This is a genomic window from Chloroflexus sp. (assembly GCF_056331925.1).
Genome location: NZ_JBWGQH010000027.1, coordinates 33,179 through 47,803, shown reverse-complemented (window position 1 = coordinate 47,803; position 14,625 = coordinate 33,179). Strand labels below are relative to the sequence as shown.

General features: G+C 55.4%; 20 protein-coding genes. 7 read left to right on the top strand and 13 right to left on the bottom strand.

Annotated elements, in window-relative coordinates:
* Nucleotides 1–2 precede the first annotated feature (2 nt).
* Nucleotides 3–365, top strand: a complete 363-nt coding sequence (locus AC01ZF_RS13835; protein ID WP_287904111.1) for an antibiotic biosynthesis monooxygenase family protein — start codon at nucleotides 3–5, stop codon at nucleotides 363–365.
* Between the two features lie 69 nt (nucleotides 366–434).
* Entirely contained in the window at nucleotides 435–1,124 is a 690-nt protein-coding gene (locus AC01ZF_RS13830; protein WP_424676174.1) for a metal-dependent transcriptional regulator, read from the top strand.
* Here AC01ZF_RS13830 and AC01ZF_RS13825 read toward each other — a convergent pair.
* From AC01ZF_RS13825 to AC01ZF_RS13785, 9 genes are all read right to left on the bottom strand, one after another.
* Entirely contained in the window at nucleotides 1,080–2,243 is a 1,164-nt protein-coding gene (locus AC01ZF_RS13825; RefSeq protein WP_428112195.1) for a sensor histidine kinase, read from the bottom strand. The genes AC01ZF_RS13830 and AC01ZF_RS13825 overlap by 45 nt on opposite strands.
* A complete protein-coding gene (locus AC01ZF_RS13820; RefSeq protein ID WP_424676172.1) occupies nucleotides 2,240–2,935 on the bottom strand; it encodes a response regulator in 696 nt (231 codons plus the stop codon). Before AC01ZF_RS13820 ends, AC01ZF_RS13825 begins: the two co-directional genes overlap by 4 nt.
* Before the next feature lie 64 nt (nucleotides 2,936–2,999).
* Nucleotides 3,000–3,539, bottom strand: a complete 540-nt coding sequence (locus tag AC01ZF_RS13815) for a DUF305 domain-containing protein (protein ID WP_424676171.1) — start codon at nucleotides 3,537–3,539, stop codon at nucleotides 3,000–3,002.
* A gap of 83 nt (nucleotides 3,540–3,622) precedes the next feature.
* Complete coding sequence (locus AC01ZF_RS13810; protein WP_424676170.1) at nucleotides 3,623–4,213, bottom strand: protoglobin domain-containing protein; 591 nt, start codon at nucleotides 4,211–4,213, stop codon at nucleotides 3,623–3,625.
* Between the two features lie 16 nt (nucleotides 4,214–4,229).
* The gene (locus tag AC01ZF_RS13805) at nucleotides 4,230–4,505 is read right to left on the bottom strand and encodes a glutaredoxin family protein (RefSeq protein WP_424676169.1); all 276 of its coding nucleotides are present in this window, start codon (nucleotides 4,503–4,505) and stop codon (nucleotides 4,230–4,232) included.
* 4 nt (nucleotides 4,506–4,509) lie between these two features.
* Nucleotides 4,510–5,133: a MarR family winged helix-turn-helix transcriptional regulator gene (locus AC01ZF_RS13800; RefSeq protein ID WP_424676168.1), complete on the bottom strand. Its 624-nt coding sequence runs from the start codon at nucleotides 5,131–5,133 to the stop codon at nucleotides 4,510–4,512.
* Between the two features lie 233 nt (nucleotides 5,134–5,366).
* Complete coding sequence (locus AC01ZF_RS13795) at nucleotides 5,367–6,854, bottom strand: sensor histidine kinase (protein WP_424676167.1); 1,488 nt, start codon at nucleotides 6,852–6,854, stop codon at nucleotides 5,367–5,369.
* On the bottom strand, nucleotides 6,778–7,515 hold the full coding sequence (locus AC01ZF_RS13790) for a response regulator transcription factor (RefSeq protein ID WP_476575433.1): 738 nt from the start codon (nucleotides 7,513–7,515) through the stop codon (nucleotides 6,778–6,780). Before AC01ZF_RS13790 ends, AC01ZF_RS13795 begins: the two co-directional genes overlap by 77 nt.
* A gap of 87 nt (nucleotides 7,516–7,602) precedes the next feature.
* Nucleotides 7,603–8,226: a hypothetical protein gene (locus AC01ZF_RS13785; protein WP_424676165.1), complete on the bottom strand. Its 624-nt coding sequence runs from the start codon at nucleotides 8,224–8,226 to the stop codon at nucleotides 7,603–7,605.
* 330 nt (nucleotides 8,227–8,556) lie between these two features.
* Here AC01ZF_RS13785 and AC01ZF_RS13780 point away from each other — a divergent pair, with 330 nt between their 5' ends.
* Together AC01ZF_RS13780 and AC01ZF_RS13775 are read left to right on the top strand one after the other, a co-directional pair.
* Entirely contained in the window at nucleotides 8,557–8,733 is a 177-nt protein-coding gene (locus AC01ZF_RS13780; RefSeq protein WP_424676164.1) for a hypothetical protein, read from the top strand.
* A gap of 131 nt (nucleotides 8,734–8,864) precedes the next feature.
* Complete coding sequence (locus AC01ZF_RS13775; protein WP_424676163.1) at nucleotides 8,865–9,986, top strand: cysteine peptidase family C39 domain-containing protein; 1,122 nt, start codon at nucleotides 8,865–8,867, stop codon at nucleotides 9,984–9,986.
* Between the two features lie 71 nt (nucleotides 9,987–10,057).
* On the opposite strand, the gene AC01ZF_RS13770 is transcribed toward AC01ZF_RS13775, so the two are convergent.
* From AC01ZF_RS13770 to AC01ZF_RS13755, 4 genes are all read right to left on the bottom strand, one after another.
* Nucleotides 10,058–10,189, bottom strand: a complete 132-nt coding sequence (locus AC01ZF_RS13770; protein ID WP_424676162.1) for a hypothetical protein — start codon at nucleotides 10,187–10,189, stop codon at nucleotides 10,058–10,060.
* 1 nt (nucleotide 10,190) lies between these two features.
* Entirely contained in the window at nucleotides 10,191–10,763 is a 573-nt protein-coding gene (locus tag AC01ZF_RS13765) for a DUF7847 domain-containing protein (RefSeq protein WP_476575440.1), read from the bottom strand.
* A 6-nt stretch (nucleotides 10,764–10,769) separates the two neighbouring features.
* Nucleotides 10,770–10,973: a hypothetical protein gene (locus AC01ZF_RS13760; protein WP_424676160.1), complete on the bottom strand. Its 204-nt coding sequence runs from the start codon at nucleotides 10,971–10,973 to the stop codon at nucleotides 10,770–10,772.
* A gap of 68 nt (nucleotides 10,974–11,041) precedes the next feature.
* A complete protein-coding gene (locus tag AC01ZF_RS13755) occupies nucleotides 11,042–12,913 on the bottom strand; it encodes an ABC transporter ATP-binding protein (protein WP_424676159.1) in 1,872 nt (623 codons plus the stop codon).
* 192 nt (nucleotides 12,914–13,105) lie between these two features.
* Here AC01ZF_RS13755 and AC01ZF_RS13750 point away from each other — a divergent pair, with 192 nt between their 5' ends.
* The 3 genes from AC01ZF_RS13750 (at nucleotide 13,106) to AC01ZF_RS13740 (ending at nucleotide 14,568) form a co-directional block, all read left to right on the top strand.
* Entirely contained in the window at nucleotides 13,106–13,702 is a 597-nt protein-coding gene (locus tag AC01ZF_RS13750) for a DUF4126 domain-containing protein (protein WP_428112202.1), read from the top strand.
* A 73-nt stretch (nucleotides 13,703–13,775) separates the two neighbouring features.
* On the top strand, nucleotides 13,776–14,114 hold the full coding sequence (locus tag AC01ZF_RS13745; protein ID WP_424676157.1) for a hypothetical protein: 339 nt from the start codon (nucleotides 13,776–13,778) through the stop codon (nucleotides 14,112–14,114).
* A gap of 40 nt (nucleotides 14,115–14,154) precedes the next feature.
* Entirely contained in the window at nucleotides 14,155–14,568 is a 414-nt protein-coding gene (locus AC01ZF_RS13740; RefSeq protein ID WP_476575432.1) for a DUF2237 family protein, read from the top strand.
* Nucleotides 14,569–14,625 lie beyond the last annotated feature (57 nt).

Genomic DNA, 14,625 nt, shown 5'->3' with positions numbered 1-14,625 from the left:
GCATGATCACGACTGCCAACCGCATCTACGTTCATCCCGATTACGCCGATCTGTTTGAAGAGACATTCCGCACACGCGCACGATTGGTCGACCGTATGCCCGGTTTTATCAGTAACCAATTGTTGCGCCCGGTCAATCCCGGTGATCCGTATATCGTCCTCACGACGTGGGAAAGCCGAGCCCACTTCGAGGCGTGGGTGCGATCAGACGAGTTCCGCCAAGGTCATGCTCGTTCCGGTACGTTGCCGAAAGAAGCATTTACAGCGCCGAATAAGCTCGAATTGCACGAAATCATTATGGACACAACCCGTCCCGATCTCGTTGTCGAACCACGCGGCAAACCGTTTAAAGTCCATCATCAGTAATCAGTCGCATTTGTGTCGGGGGGTAGCATACCTCACCCCCCACACGCCGTACAACACTTCAGTTGTCCTATGCAAACCTTTTCCTATCCCGCATCAAACCGAATTATCCAACTCACTACCACCGAAGCGGCTTGCTTAACCACCTTGGCCGATCTGATCGAAACAGAACCAACCACGACTGCCGACCAATTAGCGCGTTGTCTGCATTTCGCCCCCGAAACGATGATCTTCACGCTGCAGAGCTTGTTCAAGCGACAACTCATCAATGCGACTACGGTTGGATCGCTTACACTCACCGCTAACGGTTGGCTACTGGCCCACCACCACCTCATCCAACACCGATTACTCGAACGATTTCTCCTCGACGTTGTCGGTGTGCCGTGGATATTCGTCCATCGTGAGGCTGCGCGATTAGCCGCAGTCGTTTCACCATGCTTCATTGAGCGAGTCATTGTACACACGCGCCAGGCAACTGTCTGCCCACACGGCAACCCTATCCCCGGACGCAGCACGTTTACCGCAGGCGAAGTGTCGTTACCAAATGCACCGCTCGGTCAACGCTGTCGTCTCACACGCATTGCCGAATGGATCTGTTACGATCCACAACTCATCCGGCGTCTGTGGAGTTATGAAATCGTACCGGGATGCACACTGATCCGGGTCCCTGATCCGTTATCCAAGACGGTTATCCAACTCGATCAACGACCGATCGTGTTAGGCCAACGCATCGCCCAAGCGCTGTACGTTGTGGTCGAATAGGGGTAGGATAAACCAACACGTCGCCCCTTGCCCCGGGCCATCACTATGGATCCCAATCTGCCCGCCATGCAACTCAACTAACGCTTTGCAGATGGTCAAGCCAATACCGACACCACCGGTAGCCCGTGCACGTGCTTTGTCAACTCGATAAAACCGCTCGAAGAGATGCGGTAGATGTTCGGCGGCAATCCCGATCCCGGTATCGTGTACGCACACGTGGACCATCTGCTCCACTACCGATACTCGTATCGTGACCGAACCACCGCACGGCGTATACTGCAACGCATTTCCGACGAGATTTATCAACACTTGGAGGATTCGATCAGGATCAACCCAAACCGATGGCAGACCGTCGGCAAGCTGTACCTGCAATCGCACACCCTTTTCGGTAAACTGTGGTCCTAAGCGAACACAGACCGCTTCGATTAAGGTTTCGAGATGAACGTTTTGCCGTGCTAACACGATCTGTTTGGCCTCGACCCGCGACAGTTCTTGCAAATCACCTGCCAATCGGTGCAACCGGTTGACCTCATCGAGTACCAATACCCACGTGCCTTCATCTGCCTCCACCACCCCATCGAGCATCCCTTCAACATAACCGGCAATGGTCGCCAATGGTGTGCGCAACTCGTGTGCGACATCGCCGATGAGAGCCACGCGACGTTGCTCGGCCTGCTCGAGCGCCGCCGCGATTGTATTGAATTGCACGGCCAGCCGCACTAGCTCACGCTCACCCTGGAGCGGTACACGCTCGTGGTAATGACCGTCGGCAATCCGCTGTGCAGTCGCCAACAGGCGTGCGATAGGCCGAACAATCCCCTGCGATGCTACCAAACTTACCGGGACTGCGACAGCGATTGCGACCCCACTGCTGATCAGCAGTGCTTGCATCATGGCAAGGGTGAAGATCTCATTGGTTGCCCGCTCCATCTCGACCATACTCGCATCGGCCGTCTCGACCCACTGCGGACCTAACCAAGCTATCATGAGGCGGTCGTGGATGCTTGGCGCAAAGAGGATGGTCATGCCACCTAATGTCAATGCGCTCACTGCAATCGTGACTATATGCGTGAGCAACAATCTTTGTCGTAGACTACCACGTCGCAACCAAGCATTCATCGGCGCTCCCCAAACCGATAACCGATCCCTCGCACGGTGAAGATATACTGTGGTCGGTTCGGATTATCACCTAGCTTTTTGCGCAAATTTGCAATATGAACTTCAACAACGTGTTCATCGCCGAAATAGTCATTACCCCATATCCGGTCGAGCAATTGCGTGCGCGAAAACACCCGTCCGGGTGCGGCAGCCATCACTGAGAGCAACGTATACTCGATTGGTGTCAGGGTAAGCAACTGTCCATCCAATGCTACCGTATGCGCCACCGGATCGATCACCAAACCACCATAGTGAATCAACGACGATGGAGTCGACACCTGTGTATGCCGTGGTCGTCGCAACAAGGCTCGTACCCGTGCAACCAACTCGCGGGGGGCGAAGGGTTTAGTAAGATAATCATCGGCTCCTGTTTCCAACCCGGTAACCCGATCAGCCTCCTCGGCCCGAGCCGTCAACATGAGAATGTAGGCATCGGAAAAGGTACGTAAACGCCGGCACACCGCAAGACCATCCAACACCGGCAACATAATGTCGAGGATCACGACATCAGGATTCCAAGCGCGCACCTGATCGAGCGCACTTATTCCATCGGCAGATTGCATAACCTGAAAGCCGGCCTGCTCGAGATAGCGTCGCACCAACTCGCGCAAGCGCGCTTCATCATCAACAATCAGAATCGTCGGTGTGGGCATACGTCAGGGTGTGTCTCGTAGCGGTGGCAGCACAATCCACCGCTACTATCATCATATCACCATATCACCGACCAAACTCGGTCAGCCATTGTTTCATCTGGGCAATTTCAGCCTCTTGGGCCGTGATAATTGCTTGGGCCAGCTCACGAATCTCGGCATGCTCAGCCTTTTGCAACGCATCGCGCGCCATCGCCACTGCCCCCTCGTGGTGGGGGATCATCGCCTCGAGAAAGCGCCGATCAAATGGTTCATCACCATCAGGTACCGCCATTGGCCCCATCTCCATCCCCATCCCGCCGGTCGGCGGCACATCTGGGTACCACGCCTGTCGCCATTGACGCATTTGGTCAATTTCAGCCGCTTGCGTCGCCAGAATCGCTTCGGCCAGTTGACGAATTCGCTCGTCACGGCTCTCTTGCAACACCTGTTGCGCCATCCTGATCGCACCCTCGTGATGCTCAATCATGCTGTCAATAAAGAGCGCATCATACGGAGCCTCACTTCCATGCCCCATCGCATGATCCATACCCGCCATCGGTGTTGGCGCTGCCGGTTGGCTACAGGCTACCAATATCAAAAGCCACAACAAAACAACACGCTGCATACCCTTCCTCCATATCGAACTGACACGGTAGGAAGGATACAGCGTGTAACTCAAGATTTGCTCAAGCCAAGCTGAGAGTCGACTTAGAAATCTTCCGGTGCAACGTAAGGCATACTCCAGAGCGCTACTTGCATCACCACCGACTTAAACCATGCCTGATACATAGCCTCCACTTCTTCAGGCGAGTGTCCCTTCTTTGCGAGAAACGGCCGGATCGTCGCCGTAATCGGATAAATGAAGGCGACCATATAGCGGAAGTGAATGTGCGGAACAGCCTGCACATGATCGGTCTGATTCTTCTTGCGGCGATGATGGCGCAACCGGATTTCATAGGCATAATCTAGCCACACCTGATCGTAAGGTCGCCGACATGTATCGAGGATCCACTGCCCAAAGCGGCGACGCACCGCAGCCAGGTATTCACTCTGCGCATGGCCTTGCCCATCGGTGAAATAGTAGAGCAGGTGCGGATGCGAGCCAACAAACCCATACCAGAGATCAAGCACATCATCAATCTGATCGGCCAGTACGTCACCGGCCATCCGCAAATAACGCTCGTCTTCAGGCCCAAACATAACCGCCTGTTTCAGCAGTTCAAAATCGGCCAAGCTAAACGGTGCGTGTGCGACCTGCGCCGTTCCGTAGTCATACCCAGGAATCGACATCATTGTCATAGCTGCCTCCTGCTCGTCAATGAGCCGGCGGTAAACCGGCAGCGATCTGCAATGCCGTTTCCAGCTCAGCTTCGGTCGGTTCGGTTACCACCAACTTAAACCGCCCTGCAGCAAAGACTAATGTCGGCGTGCTACGATAGCCTCCGTTGATAAACACGACAAACTGTTCGGCCACCGGATCATGGTCGATCGAATGCTCATGGAACACGATCTGACGCTCGTGCAGCAATGCCCGAGTCTGAGCTGTATCGTCGCAATCGGCTGCACTGTAGAGCGTCAATTGCCACGCCATACCCTCACCTCCTTTCAGGCATCGGCACAAAATCAGGACACTCAAACCGCGTCTCATTATCGGCGAGCGGTGCATCAACAAAGGCGCAATGATGCGGCGCTGCTGGATTATCGGGATGCGCATACGCCCGGAAAAACTGGCAGCCCCAACACATCTCGTACACGTGAACGGCACCGATCCGTTGCAACGAACGTACCACTGTCCGCAGCATACTATCTAGATACGCCTGCTCGTTCGGGGTCAACTCTGTTAATGCCGCCTGTAAACCATCGAGCGCCCCTTCAATCTCGGCCAATTGCGCTTCACCCTTTTCGGTCAACCGTAACCGAACTACGCGCAGATCGTTCTGCAAGCCGTGACGGGCTACCAACTCGCGCCGCTCAAGCCCATCCACCACCACACTCGCCGTCGCATACGACACCCCCAACCGTTGCGCCAATCCACCTACCGTCCGCACACCCGGACGTGCATATTTCAAAAACAGGAGGGTATCGATTTGAGTTGTTGTCAACCGTACCGCTTTGCCACGTTGGCGCAGCAACACTTCGATGGCATGGGCAATTCGGTACAGCGCAATCACGCTACGTTCGGTTGGTGTACGTCGGTGGGAGGGATCGAAAGGTGACATAGTATTTAGTGTTTCTACATATCTTAGAAGTATAAAATTAAGGCTATTGATCTATTTAGTTATTCTAAACAAATTATACGACGGCTGTCAAGTGGGGGGAAGCCCTGTTCAATTGCTCAATTCGATCACCTGGTCGGTCCAAACGAGATGGTTTTCACCCTCAATCAAACACAAAAAGCGCACCGGAGCGCGCTCTCACCGAAAACAAACGACGATTGTACCCTACACACTCACTACTTCATCCGGTAGGGTATCGCTATGACAACCCGCGTTCCTTCCCTCAGCCGACTCGTTATCGTAACCTCGCCACCATGAGCACGGGCAACGCTCTGCACCAGCGTTAAGCCCAAACCGGTACCACCGGTGCGCCGTGAACGCGAACGGTCGCCCCGATAAAAGGGCGTAAATACGTGCGGCAGATCGGCTTCAGCAATGCCTTCCCCGTTGTCGGCTACCCAAAACTGCACCACCCCTCGCTCAACCGACCAGCCCAGTCTAATTTCGCCCTGCGGCGTGGTATGCTGAATTGCATTATCGATCAGGTGAAATAACGCTTGCTTGATCCCATCCACATCGAGCATAACTTCTACTACCGGCCCAGGTTCAAGCACCAATGTCCGTTCACCGGCCAGTAACCGCGCTTGGGCAACAAACTCGGCCATAACGTCGGCAATCGCGACTGCTTGGAAAGAGAGTGCCCGTCCCGATTCGTAGCGTGCTTGATCGAGCAGTTGCTCACTTACGTTACATAAACGAACAACATCGCGATGCATATTCTGAATCAGGCAAAAAGCCGTCTGTGGATCATCCTGCGCACCGCGGAGTAACACCTCTAGCCCGCTTCGTAATGCCGTCAGCGGTGTACGCATCTCATGCGCGGCATCGGCAATAAATCGCCGTTGGGCTTGAAAATTTTGTTCTAATTGCTCGACCATCTCATCAAACGCCGCCGTCAGTTGCCCGACTTCATCGTATGGTGAGATCACTGAAACACGCTGACGAAGATTACCACGCGCAATATTGCGACAGGCGTCGATCAGATCACGTAATGGCCGTAAGGTTGAACTGGTAAGCCAATAGCCGATGATGCTGCCTACAACGAGAATGACCATCTCGCTGGCTACGATGATGACGGACTGGCGCTGTAACATTTCTTCAATCGGTGCGAGTGGTGTGCTCATCTGTACCACGCCGAATACTTCTGCCGCTCCCGGTTCCGACCGTAACGGAATGAGCAGACTGAACATACGCTGTTCGCCAACCAGTTGAATGACGGTTATGTCATTGTGGCCGGCAAGGGCCTGGACAAGATAGTCGGGGTCAACCGGCATCGCTGCCGGTTCCTCCGGCAAACGCCGGCCATCGGCCAGCAAGTGGCCTTCCCGATCAAAGACCAACGCTGTGGTATCACGTGAGGTGAGATCGCGACTCAACTGAACGGCAATTTGCGGTAACACTGTCACCGGATCGGTCTGCGCAAATATGTATTGCTCAATGACCGGCTTGGCTTGTGCCCGAATCCGTAGTTCGGTGCTGCTCACCAGAAACCGCCGAATATCAATGTAGAACCCAAACCCCAGCACGCCAAGCAAGAGCGCCAGCAAACTGCTGTAGAGTAGGGCTAGCCGCTGTCGCAACGATAGCCTATTCCACCATTGTTTCATCGTCAGGCCGTAAGCTGTAGCCGACACCGTAGACGGTACGAATAAGTTTGCGTTCATGATCTCCGATTTTCTCACGAAGATTGCTGATATGGACTTCAACGATATTCGAATCACCGACGTAAGTAAACCCCCACACCCGACTCAGTAAGGTCTGGCGGGTGAAGACACGTCGTGGATGACGCATAAACTGTTCGAGTAATGCAAACTCGGTCGGCGTCAATTCGATGGAGCGACCATGCAGTGTTACTTCGCGTGTCTCCGGATTCAGGCTCAGTCCGGCTACCTGCAATACCGTTACCGGACGTGAGATGCCTACCCGCCGGAGAATGGCATACACCCGAGCAAGTAGTTCATCGAAGCTAAACGGTTTGACGATGTAGTCATCGGCACCCATCTGTAGCCCTTGTACCCGTTCCTGTACGTCGCCCCGCGCGGTGAGCATAATGATCGGTAAGACACTCGACCGTACCCGCAAGCGTCGGCAAACGACGATGCCGTCAATATCAGGTAGCATCAGATCGAGAATGACCAGATCGGCACCTTGCTCTTCGATGATCTGAAGACCACTGCGCCCTTCACCGGTCACTGTTACGCGCATGCCTTCGTAAGTAAGACCGATCCGCAGCGACTCGGCAATGGTCGGTTCATCTTCGATGACCACGACATGCAGCTCGCGCCTCTCGTTGCTCAAGTGTACGGTTTCATCGGTTGTGTGCACTGTTCACCTCCCGCATACAGGAATGTGGATGCGACGCGAATGTCGCACCCACACCATACCGGCAAATGATCTGACACGAGCCGATTGTTATGGGATAACGAATACCTCACCGGTAGTGAGATTGGTTATTGTATCGGGCTTGATATGCACATCACCCCACTTGCCGGTTTTACGGACGCCATCGACTTGTACCGGTGTTCCAATCGGCAAGCTACTACTGATATAAGCGCTCATATGCCTTGGTATTTTCACTGTATCACCGGTGCTAAGGATGAGACCGTCTATCCGACCGCTACGGCTATACGTGTAGTTCTCGATTTGACCGCGAACCGACACCACCTCTTCGATGACTACCTGGGCCTTAGTCGTCAGATTGGTAATGACCTGCGCTTTCACGTGAATGTCGCCCCGTCGCCCAAAACGCTGGATGCCATCGACTTGCACAGATGATCCAATCGCTACTACTTGCGTTACTTCCCATGCCCGGTGCTTGGGAAAACGTACTTCCGTGCCATCGTTAAGGTAGAACCCATCTACTTCGCCTCGTCGCGTGTACTTAAACGCTGTCACGTTGCCGATCACTGTCACTGGTGTCTCGGAAAAAGCTGGGGGCTGAGCCGGGGGCCGCCCCGGCTGCGCGTGTGCAGCCCTTGGCGAGATAGCCCACATTCCGAACATTGTTATACATAGTATTACTAGGATTACTCGCATAGGTTCTCCTTTGTGCTGATGCGATGCCTGACTACATCATTGCCGGCAATGGTAGCGTAGCAGACCAGTCTTAATCAAATCCAAAGAAAAACTGAAGAAAAGCTAAAGAAGTTGGCCTCCGGGCACATCTATTGTGCTTACCGCCGTAGCCGATGCGTAGATCGGACAACTCGCACCGCACGTTCGGACTACTGTACGCCGCGCCGCCGGTTAAAAGGTTTTTACAGTAAATGGTTTACAAAATCATTTTATTGCAGTATACTACGTCTGCGCGAGTTAGTATATACGTAATTAGATCATAAGCACTGTCTTATCCAAGGAGATACCATTATGGAAATGGCCGGCTTGATCGCGCTTATCCAGGGTCTTGGGGTTCTCATCATCGCCGGCTTGGTCTGGCCTCTCGTGGCCCTGACTATGCGCACCCGCCAACGTCGTCATCGGCGCGCACTACCACCACGTACAACCCGCCGACCTGCTCCGTTCTGGTCTCATCACGAAAGTTGATCCCCTCCTGCCTACGGCTGGTACGAGGGAGGTTTCTTTCCTTACAGTAGCTGAATGTTTCGCCACACACCACTTTGCCGGTGCTATGCTAGCTCTGTATATTGATATTGGGCCGCGTAAGGAACAAACCAATGCGCCGGTATCGAATCGCAATTATTGTTGGTATTAGTCTCGTCTTGCTCACCACTGTGCTGATAGTTGGTCGGCAATGGTTCAATCGGACACTGCTTCATTGGTATTTTTCATCAACGTATGAACCACAACCGTTAACCACAGCCACGCTTGTTCCCGCCCCCGATTCGTGGATGTTGGTTGATACCCCGTGGATTGCTGCCGATTTGCCGGTTTGTCAATCAACAAGTTTGCAGATGATGGCTGCCCACCACGGTAATCTCCAACCTCGTCCGGCCATTGATTGGTTGATGGCATTTACGTATGGTTTCTCCGCTCTGCCCGATAGTACCGAGGTGACTCCTTTCGGTCAAGACCCCGAAATCGGTCTGCAGGTAGCTGCACCTTACCTTGGCTTGCAACGTCGCTATTACACCACCGATGACCCCAATCTCTGGCTCACGGCTGCCCGCTCGTTCATCGCTCAGGGTCATCCGGTACGGGTAGCCCTCGATATGGGGCAGCTCTATGGCGCTAACGAACTCATTCCGCATAGCGATGTCCTTGCCGGTTACGATCAACAAGGGTTTTTTGTCTACGAAACGGTTTGCGTCGCGCCCGCTAATTGCCAACCCGGTCACCATCGAGCCGGTGAGACCGGTCTTTATGTCACCAACGAGCAGGTACTGGCGGCAATGGAGGCACACGCGGCGGCGTTTGGGTATCCGTGGCGGTACAACCTGACCATCTTTCTGCCGACTACTCCATCAACCGATATAGAGCCAGTGTGGCAGCAAATTGCTCGCGTTACGCTCGGCAATCAGCAGTACGGTCCACCAACCGGTCTGGCCGCCCTTGAGCAACTCATCGTGGCGCTTGAACGCGGCCACATTGCTCCACAGCGGATCCGAGAAACGTTAGCCTTAACCGCTCGCTTACGTCGTGAGAATGCCACCTTCCTCCGTGAATCTTTTGCTGCCGAACCGGATATTGTGCAGGCAGCGACGTATCTTGCCGAAGCCGCAACTTACTATGAACAGGCATCAACTGCAACCGAGCCGAGTCAGATCGCGGCATTGCTCCGTCACGCTGCCACCGCCGAGCGCGCTTTTGGAGAGACGATTCAGGCCTACGTACCCTGACTGACAACTTCGCTATCAATGATCTGCCCCTCCTTATTGACGAGGAGGGGTAGATCGGTCACATACACCGCTTATCGTATCTGCACCGGCGCATACACCTGCTGCATCGCCGGCGTCGCCATCGTCCATTGCCGGTAGCCAACTGTCCAAAGTGCTACATTCAGGCTAGCCAACAACCCGCCCAGAATGATCGCAAAGATCATGTTAAACAACACGGTGATGATGTCCCACGCACCGAAACTCGTCACCGAATTGGCGCCGGTTGCAAACGACAACGCCCCCAATCGCCCCTACCGGCAAGCTATAGACCAGCCCGATCCCAAATGTCACCAACCAAACCACAACCGCCTGCCCCAAATTGCGCCGCAAGACCTGCCAGCCACGCTTGATGCCGGCCACCGGCCCTTGCCCCTCCAGCACGCCCGCCCGCGCCGCCAGCGGGCGGAAGACGGCAAAGAAGAGGCTCCATAGCAGGATCGGAATCGCCAGACAAATTATGAGACCCAAGATTGTGAGCACCCCCAGTCCCAGCATCGAAGCTGACAGCCCATCGCTCGCCATAGTCAAGACACTGGCAACCACGGCGCCAAACGCCACCAGAATGCCAATCCATACCACCAGAACGGGCAGCACCAACAGCAAATCCATCAGCGCCAACGACGTCATCCGGCTGACCCCAACCGCAAAGCTGTTGCTCAGATCAAACTGCCCGCGCTGATCGAGCAGAACAGTCTGCACGATTGCCGCCCCTTCCACAATGCTCCCGATAAACAGCATCACGAGTCAACCCACCAGCACAATCAGCCCTAACGACAACACCCAGCCGGTCGCCGCCTCTGGGGTTAAGTCTTCTGGGATAAAGGCCAGCAGTATCCAGCTCACGGCTTCATCCGGCGGCTGGCCCGGATCGCTCACGCCAAAATTGATCGTCACACCGTATCCGCTCCGCCCTACTAACGCCAACAAAATTCCCAGCCCCCACAACACCTTGTACCGCCACCAAACCGCGCCCCCGCTTGAGCAGCGCGCCGATCGCCGTGATGACCTCTCTTGCTTCAACGATAGCCTTCGGCCTGCATATTGAACAAACGAGCATACATCCCACCGCGGGCTAACAACTCCTCATGCGTACCCATTTCGGTGATCCGGCCATGTTCGAGCACCACAATCCGGTCGGCCATGCGCACGGTCGAGAAGCGGTGGCTGATCAGCACCGCAATCCTCCCCGCGGTCAAATCCCGAAACCGCTGAAAGATTTCGTATTCGCGCTCAGCATCGAGCGCCGCCGTCGGCTCATCGAGCACCAGTACTTCGCTCTCGCGCATAAACGCTCTGGCTAACGCAATCTTCTGCCATTGCCCACCCGACAGCTCGGCCCCGTTCTCAAACCAGCGCCCCAGCATCGTATCATAGCCGTGGGGCAGTTGTGCCAACACCTCATCGGCCCCGCCTCGCACCGCCGCCGAGCGAATGCGCGGTTCGTTCGCTAGTTCGTCGATCTGACCAAACCCGATATTTTCACGGGCAGTCGTCTGATAGCGTACAAAATCTTGAAAAATGACGCCAATTCGTTGCCTCAGGTCATCAACATTGTAATCGCGCAGATCAACCCTGTCGAGCAAAATCTGGCCTTCGGTCGGGTCGTACAACCGGGTCAGCAGCTTGATCAACGTCGTCTTACCGGCCCCGTTCGCACCCACCAGCGCGATCTTTTCTCCCGGCTCTATCCGCAGATTGATCTCGCGCAACGCCCACTCGTCACGATCAGGGTAACGAAAGCTCACATTCCGAAACTCAATTCCCCGCCGAATCGGGCGTGGCACTGGAAGATTACGGCCCTCTTTCATCCGCGGCTCAATCGCCAAAAAATCAAAGAGATTCGTCAAAAACAGTCCACCTTCATACAGTTGGCTCAGATTAGCAAACAGCGTCTGCACCACCGATTGGCTCTGGCGGAAGAGGGTGAGATAAAAGGTCATACCGCCAATCGTGATCACGCCGGCCACCGTCTGCCAGATGATCCAACCGTAAGCAGCGTAATAGCCGGCGCTCGCCACAATCCCCCACAAGGTGCTGATCAGCGAACGCCGCCGGGCCAGCGCTGCATCTTCGTGGAAGAAACGGTGAAACTGCTCTTGATGGCGCTCGATTAGCGGCCCGCCCAGCGCAAACAACTTGACCTCTTTCACGGCCGTATCCACCGTCAAGAGGTGTTCAAGGTACTGCATCCGACGAAACTCCGGCGCCCGCCATGTCAAGAGCCGGAACCGCAGCCGGCTGAAGTGGGTTTGGGCCAGAAACGCCGGGATGGTCGCGCCAAACAGCAACAGCGCAATCAGTGGACTCAACCAGAGCAGGCTGGCCGCAAACGAGATCAAGGTCAACACTTGTTGGATGGCGCTAAACACGGTGTTGACCATCGCCATCGTCCGCCAATTGGTCTCGCGTCGCGCATTTTGCAATTTGTCGTAGTACTGCGCATCTTCAAAATAATGCAGATCGAGCAACAGTGCCTTGCGCATGATCATCAAATTGACCAGATTGCTCAGGCGGGCATGCAAGATGTGTTCGCTCAACGACCGACCCTGCGCCAACACCGCCCCCAGCGTGATCAAGCCAAACTCGCTCAAAAGCCACAGCAACGCCTGTTGCAAGCCAGTCAGCGCACCCACCTTGTCTTGAACCGCCGCCACTACCGTATCCACGATCAGCTTACCGATGTACGCCTGCACCAGCGGCAACCCCGCCGCCAGCAACGTAATCATCGCCATCACCACGGTATGTCGACGATCGGCCTGCCACACCAGCCGGAACGCCGCCGGCACATTGCGCAACACTCGCCGCGTCTCAACCACCCACTGCCGCAGCGTCTGCGGGCGCGACAGCGACGGGATCAGACGCGGACGACCACGCGGAGGTTCTGTCATACCCTGTCCTTACAATATGCTACCGGAACGTAGTAGCATGATATGCTATCAGATATGCAACTCTGTAGAGAGATTGCGCGTCTGATAGGAAAAAGGAGTAGAATCCTACCGCAGTTAGGCATTCGTTTCGCGCACGGCGCAAGAGGATCGAACGCGGTTGTTCCGCAATTCACCCGCCACCGGAGTACTGTCATGGAGACAATCATCGCACTGGCAAGCTCGCTTGGCCTCGCCACCGCCACCGGCCTCAACGCATACCTACCCCTGCTCACCGTCAGTGTGCTTTCCCGCCTCGGTCTCATTCAACTCAGCGAACCGTTCGATCTGCTCGCCCACCCGATCACCATGATCGTCCTTGCCGTCCTTGCCATCCTCGACTTCATCGGCGACAAAGTACCGGCGGTTGACAGCGTCTTCCACATCATTGGGCTTGTCATCAGTCCGATCGCCGGGGCAATCGTTGCCCTTGCTGCCGCCCAAGATGTTGTCGCCATCCACCCGGCAGTCGTTGCCATCGCCGCCATCATCGCCGCCGCCGGCACCCAAAGTGCCCGCGCTAGCATCCGACCTACCGTTACCGCTGCCACCGGCGGCACCGCCAACTCACTCCTCAGTTTCTTTGAAGACGCACTCTCGTTTGTGCTCAGTCTTCTCGCTATCTTCCTCCCGGTCATAGCCTTCATTATCACGTTAATCCTTGCCTTCGTTGCCTACCGCCTCATCCGCGGCGCGGTTCGCGTCTGGCGCGAAGCGAAGCTCAACCGCAATGGCATTACACGTCCACTCTAATGTAGCCTGCGGCAGGCTTACTATGGAGCCAAACCGTTCCACAACTACGCACACGTATAACGGTATGAACGATATGTCAACACCGCAACCGCTCACCGATTTGCGCAAACGAGTACCGGAAGCCAAAAAACTGATCGCCGAGCTGCTCACCGGTCGGCTTGGCCCGGTTGAACTCAGCTACGACTTCTACCGCGAATGGAACGGTTGCTGGAAGGTACGGGTCACCGTGCAGGGCAAAACCACCGGTACCCTCGATTTCACCCTACTCAGCACGCCGTCTGGTGGGATGCTGGCAATACCGCGCCCCCTGCCCGAACGCTGGCGCACCCAAACCGGCATCACCGCCAATGACGGCACCGTCTGGACACTGGACGACGCCGGGAATTTGATTCCGTTTACCAGCATGCAGTGATGTTGCACTCGAACCCAGCAATTGAGCAATCACACGAACTATGATGTATTCAAACGAACGTCAACAATCACCAGCCCGTAATGTCCTTGGCAATGCACTCACGCCGTGCAGTATGCAGCCGCTGACCGGCTTTTATCGCAACGGCTGCTGCGATACCGGCCCGCACGATGCTGGTCTCCACGTCGTCTGCGCTCAAGTCACCGCTGAATTTCTTGCCTTCAGCCGATCACGCGGCAACGACCTCATAACGCCGCGGCCCGAATATAGCTTCCCCGGCCTCAAACCGGGCGACCGTTGGTGCCTCTGCGCACTCCGTTGGCTCGAAGCCTACGACGCCGGCGTCGCTCCACCGGTGATCCTCGCTGCCACCCACGAAGCCGCACTGACGGTCATTCCGCGCGAAACGTTGCTGCGCTACGCCCTCGACGTGGCCGACGCCGGAGAAACGGGGTAACACTGGCTAGATTGCCGGCTCTTGGATACCAGAACGCACATACCGATGATGTCGTTT

Excerpts from the sequence above, each read along its gene's own strand:
- AC01ZF_RS13750 (WP_428112202.1), top strand. The coding sequence starts at position 13,106 with ATGGAGACAATCATCGCACTGGCAAGCTCGCTTGGCCTCGCCACCGCC.
- AC01ZF_RS13765 (WP_476575440.1), bottom strand. The coding sequence starts at position 10,763 with ATGCTGTTTATCGGGAGCATTGTGGAAGGGGCGGCAATCGTGCAGACT.
- AC01ZF_RS13785 (WP_424676165.1), bottom strand. The coding sequence starts at position 8,226 with ATGCGAGTAATCCTAGTAATACTATGTATAACAATGTTCGGAATGTGG.
- AC01ZF_RS13825 (WP_428112195.1), bottom strand. The coding sequence starts at position 2,243 with ATGAATGCTTGGTTGCGACGTGGTAGTCTACGACAAAGATTGTTGCTC.
- AC01ZF_RS13745 (WP_424676157.1), top strand. The coding sequence starts at position 13,776 with ATGTCAACACCGCAACCGCTCACCGATTTGCGCAAACGAGTACCGGAA.
- AC01ZF_RS13815 (WP_424676171.1), bottom strand. The coding sequence starts at position 3,539 with ATGCAGCGTGTTGTTTTGTTGTGGCTTTTGATATTGGTAGCCTGTAGC.
- AC01ZF_RS13820 (WP_424676172.1), bottom strand. The coding sequence starts at position 2,935 with ATGCCCACACCGACGATTCTGATTGTTGATGATGAAGCGCGCTTGCGC.
- AC01ZF_RS13835 (WP_287904111.1), top strand. The coding sequence starts at position 3 with ATGATCACGACTGCCAACCGCATCTACGTTCATCCCGATTACGCCGAT.
- AC01ZF_RS13805 (WP_424676169.1), bottom strand. The coding sequence starts at position 4,505 with ATGGCGTGGCAATTGACGCTCTACAGTGCAGCCGATTGCGACGATACA.
- AC01ZF_RS13775 (WP_424676163.1), top strand. The coding sequence starts at position 8,865 with ATGCGCCGGTATCGAATCGCAATTATTGTTGGTATTAGTCTCGTCTTG.
- AC01ZF_RS13830 (WP_424676174.1), top strand. The coding sequence starts at position 435 with ATGCAAACCTTTTCCTATCCCGCATCAAACCGAATTATCCAACTCACT.
- AC01ZF_RS13800 (WP_424676168.1), bottom strand. The coding sequence starts at position 5,133 with ATGTCACCTTTCGATCCCTCCCACCGACGTACACCAACCGAACGTAGC.
- AC01ZF_RS13780 (WP_424676164.1), top strand. The coding sequence starts at position 8,557 with ATGGAAATGGCCGGCTTGATCGCGCTTATCCAGGGTCTTGGGGTTCTC.
- AC01ZF_RS13740 (WP_476575432.1), top strand. The coding sequence starts at position 14,155 with ATGATGTATTCAAACGAACGTCAACAATCACCAGCCCGTAATGTCCTT.
- AC01ZF_RS13810 (WP_424676170.1), bottom strand. The coding sequence starts at position 4,213 with ATGACAATGATGTCGATTCCTGGGTATGACTACGGAACGGCGCAGGTC.
- AC01ZF_RS13770 (WP_424676162.1), bottom strand. The coding sequence starts at position 10,189 with ATGATCTTTGCGATCATTCTGGGCGGGTTGTTGGCTAGCCTGAATGTA.
- AC01ZF_RS13755 (WP_424676159.1), bottom strand. The coding sequence starts at position 12,913 with ATGACAGAACCTCCGCGTGGTCGTCCGCGTCTGATCCCGTCGCTGTCG.
- AC01ZF_RS13795 (WP_424676167.1), bottom strand. The coding sequence starts at position 6,854 with ATGAACGCAAACTTATTCGTACCGTCTACGGTGTCGGCTACAGCTTAC.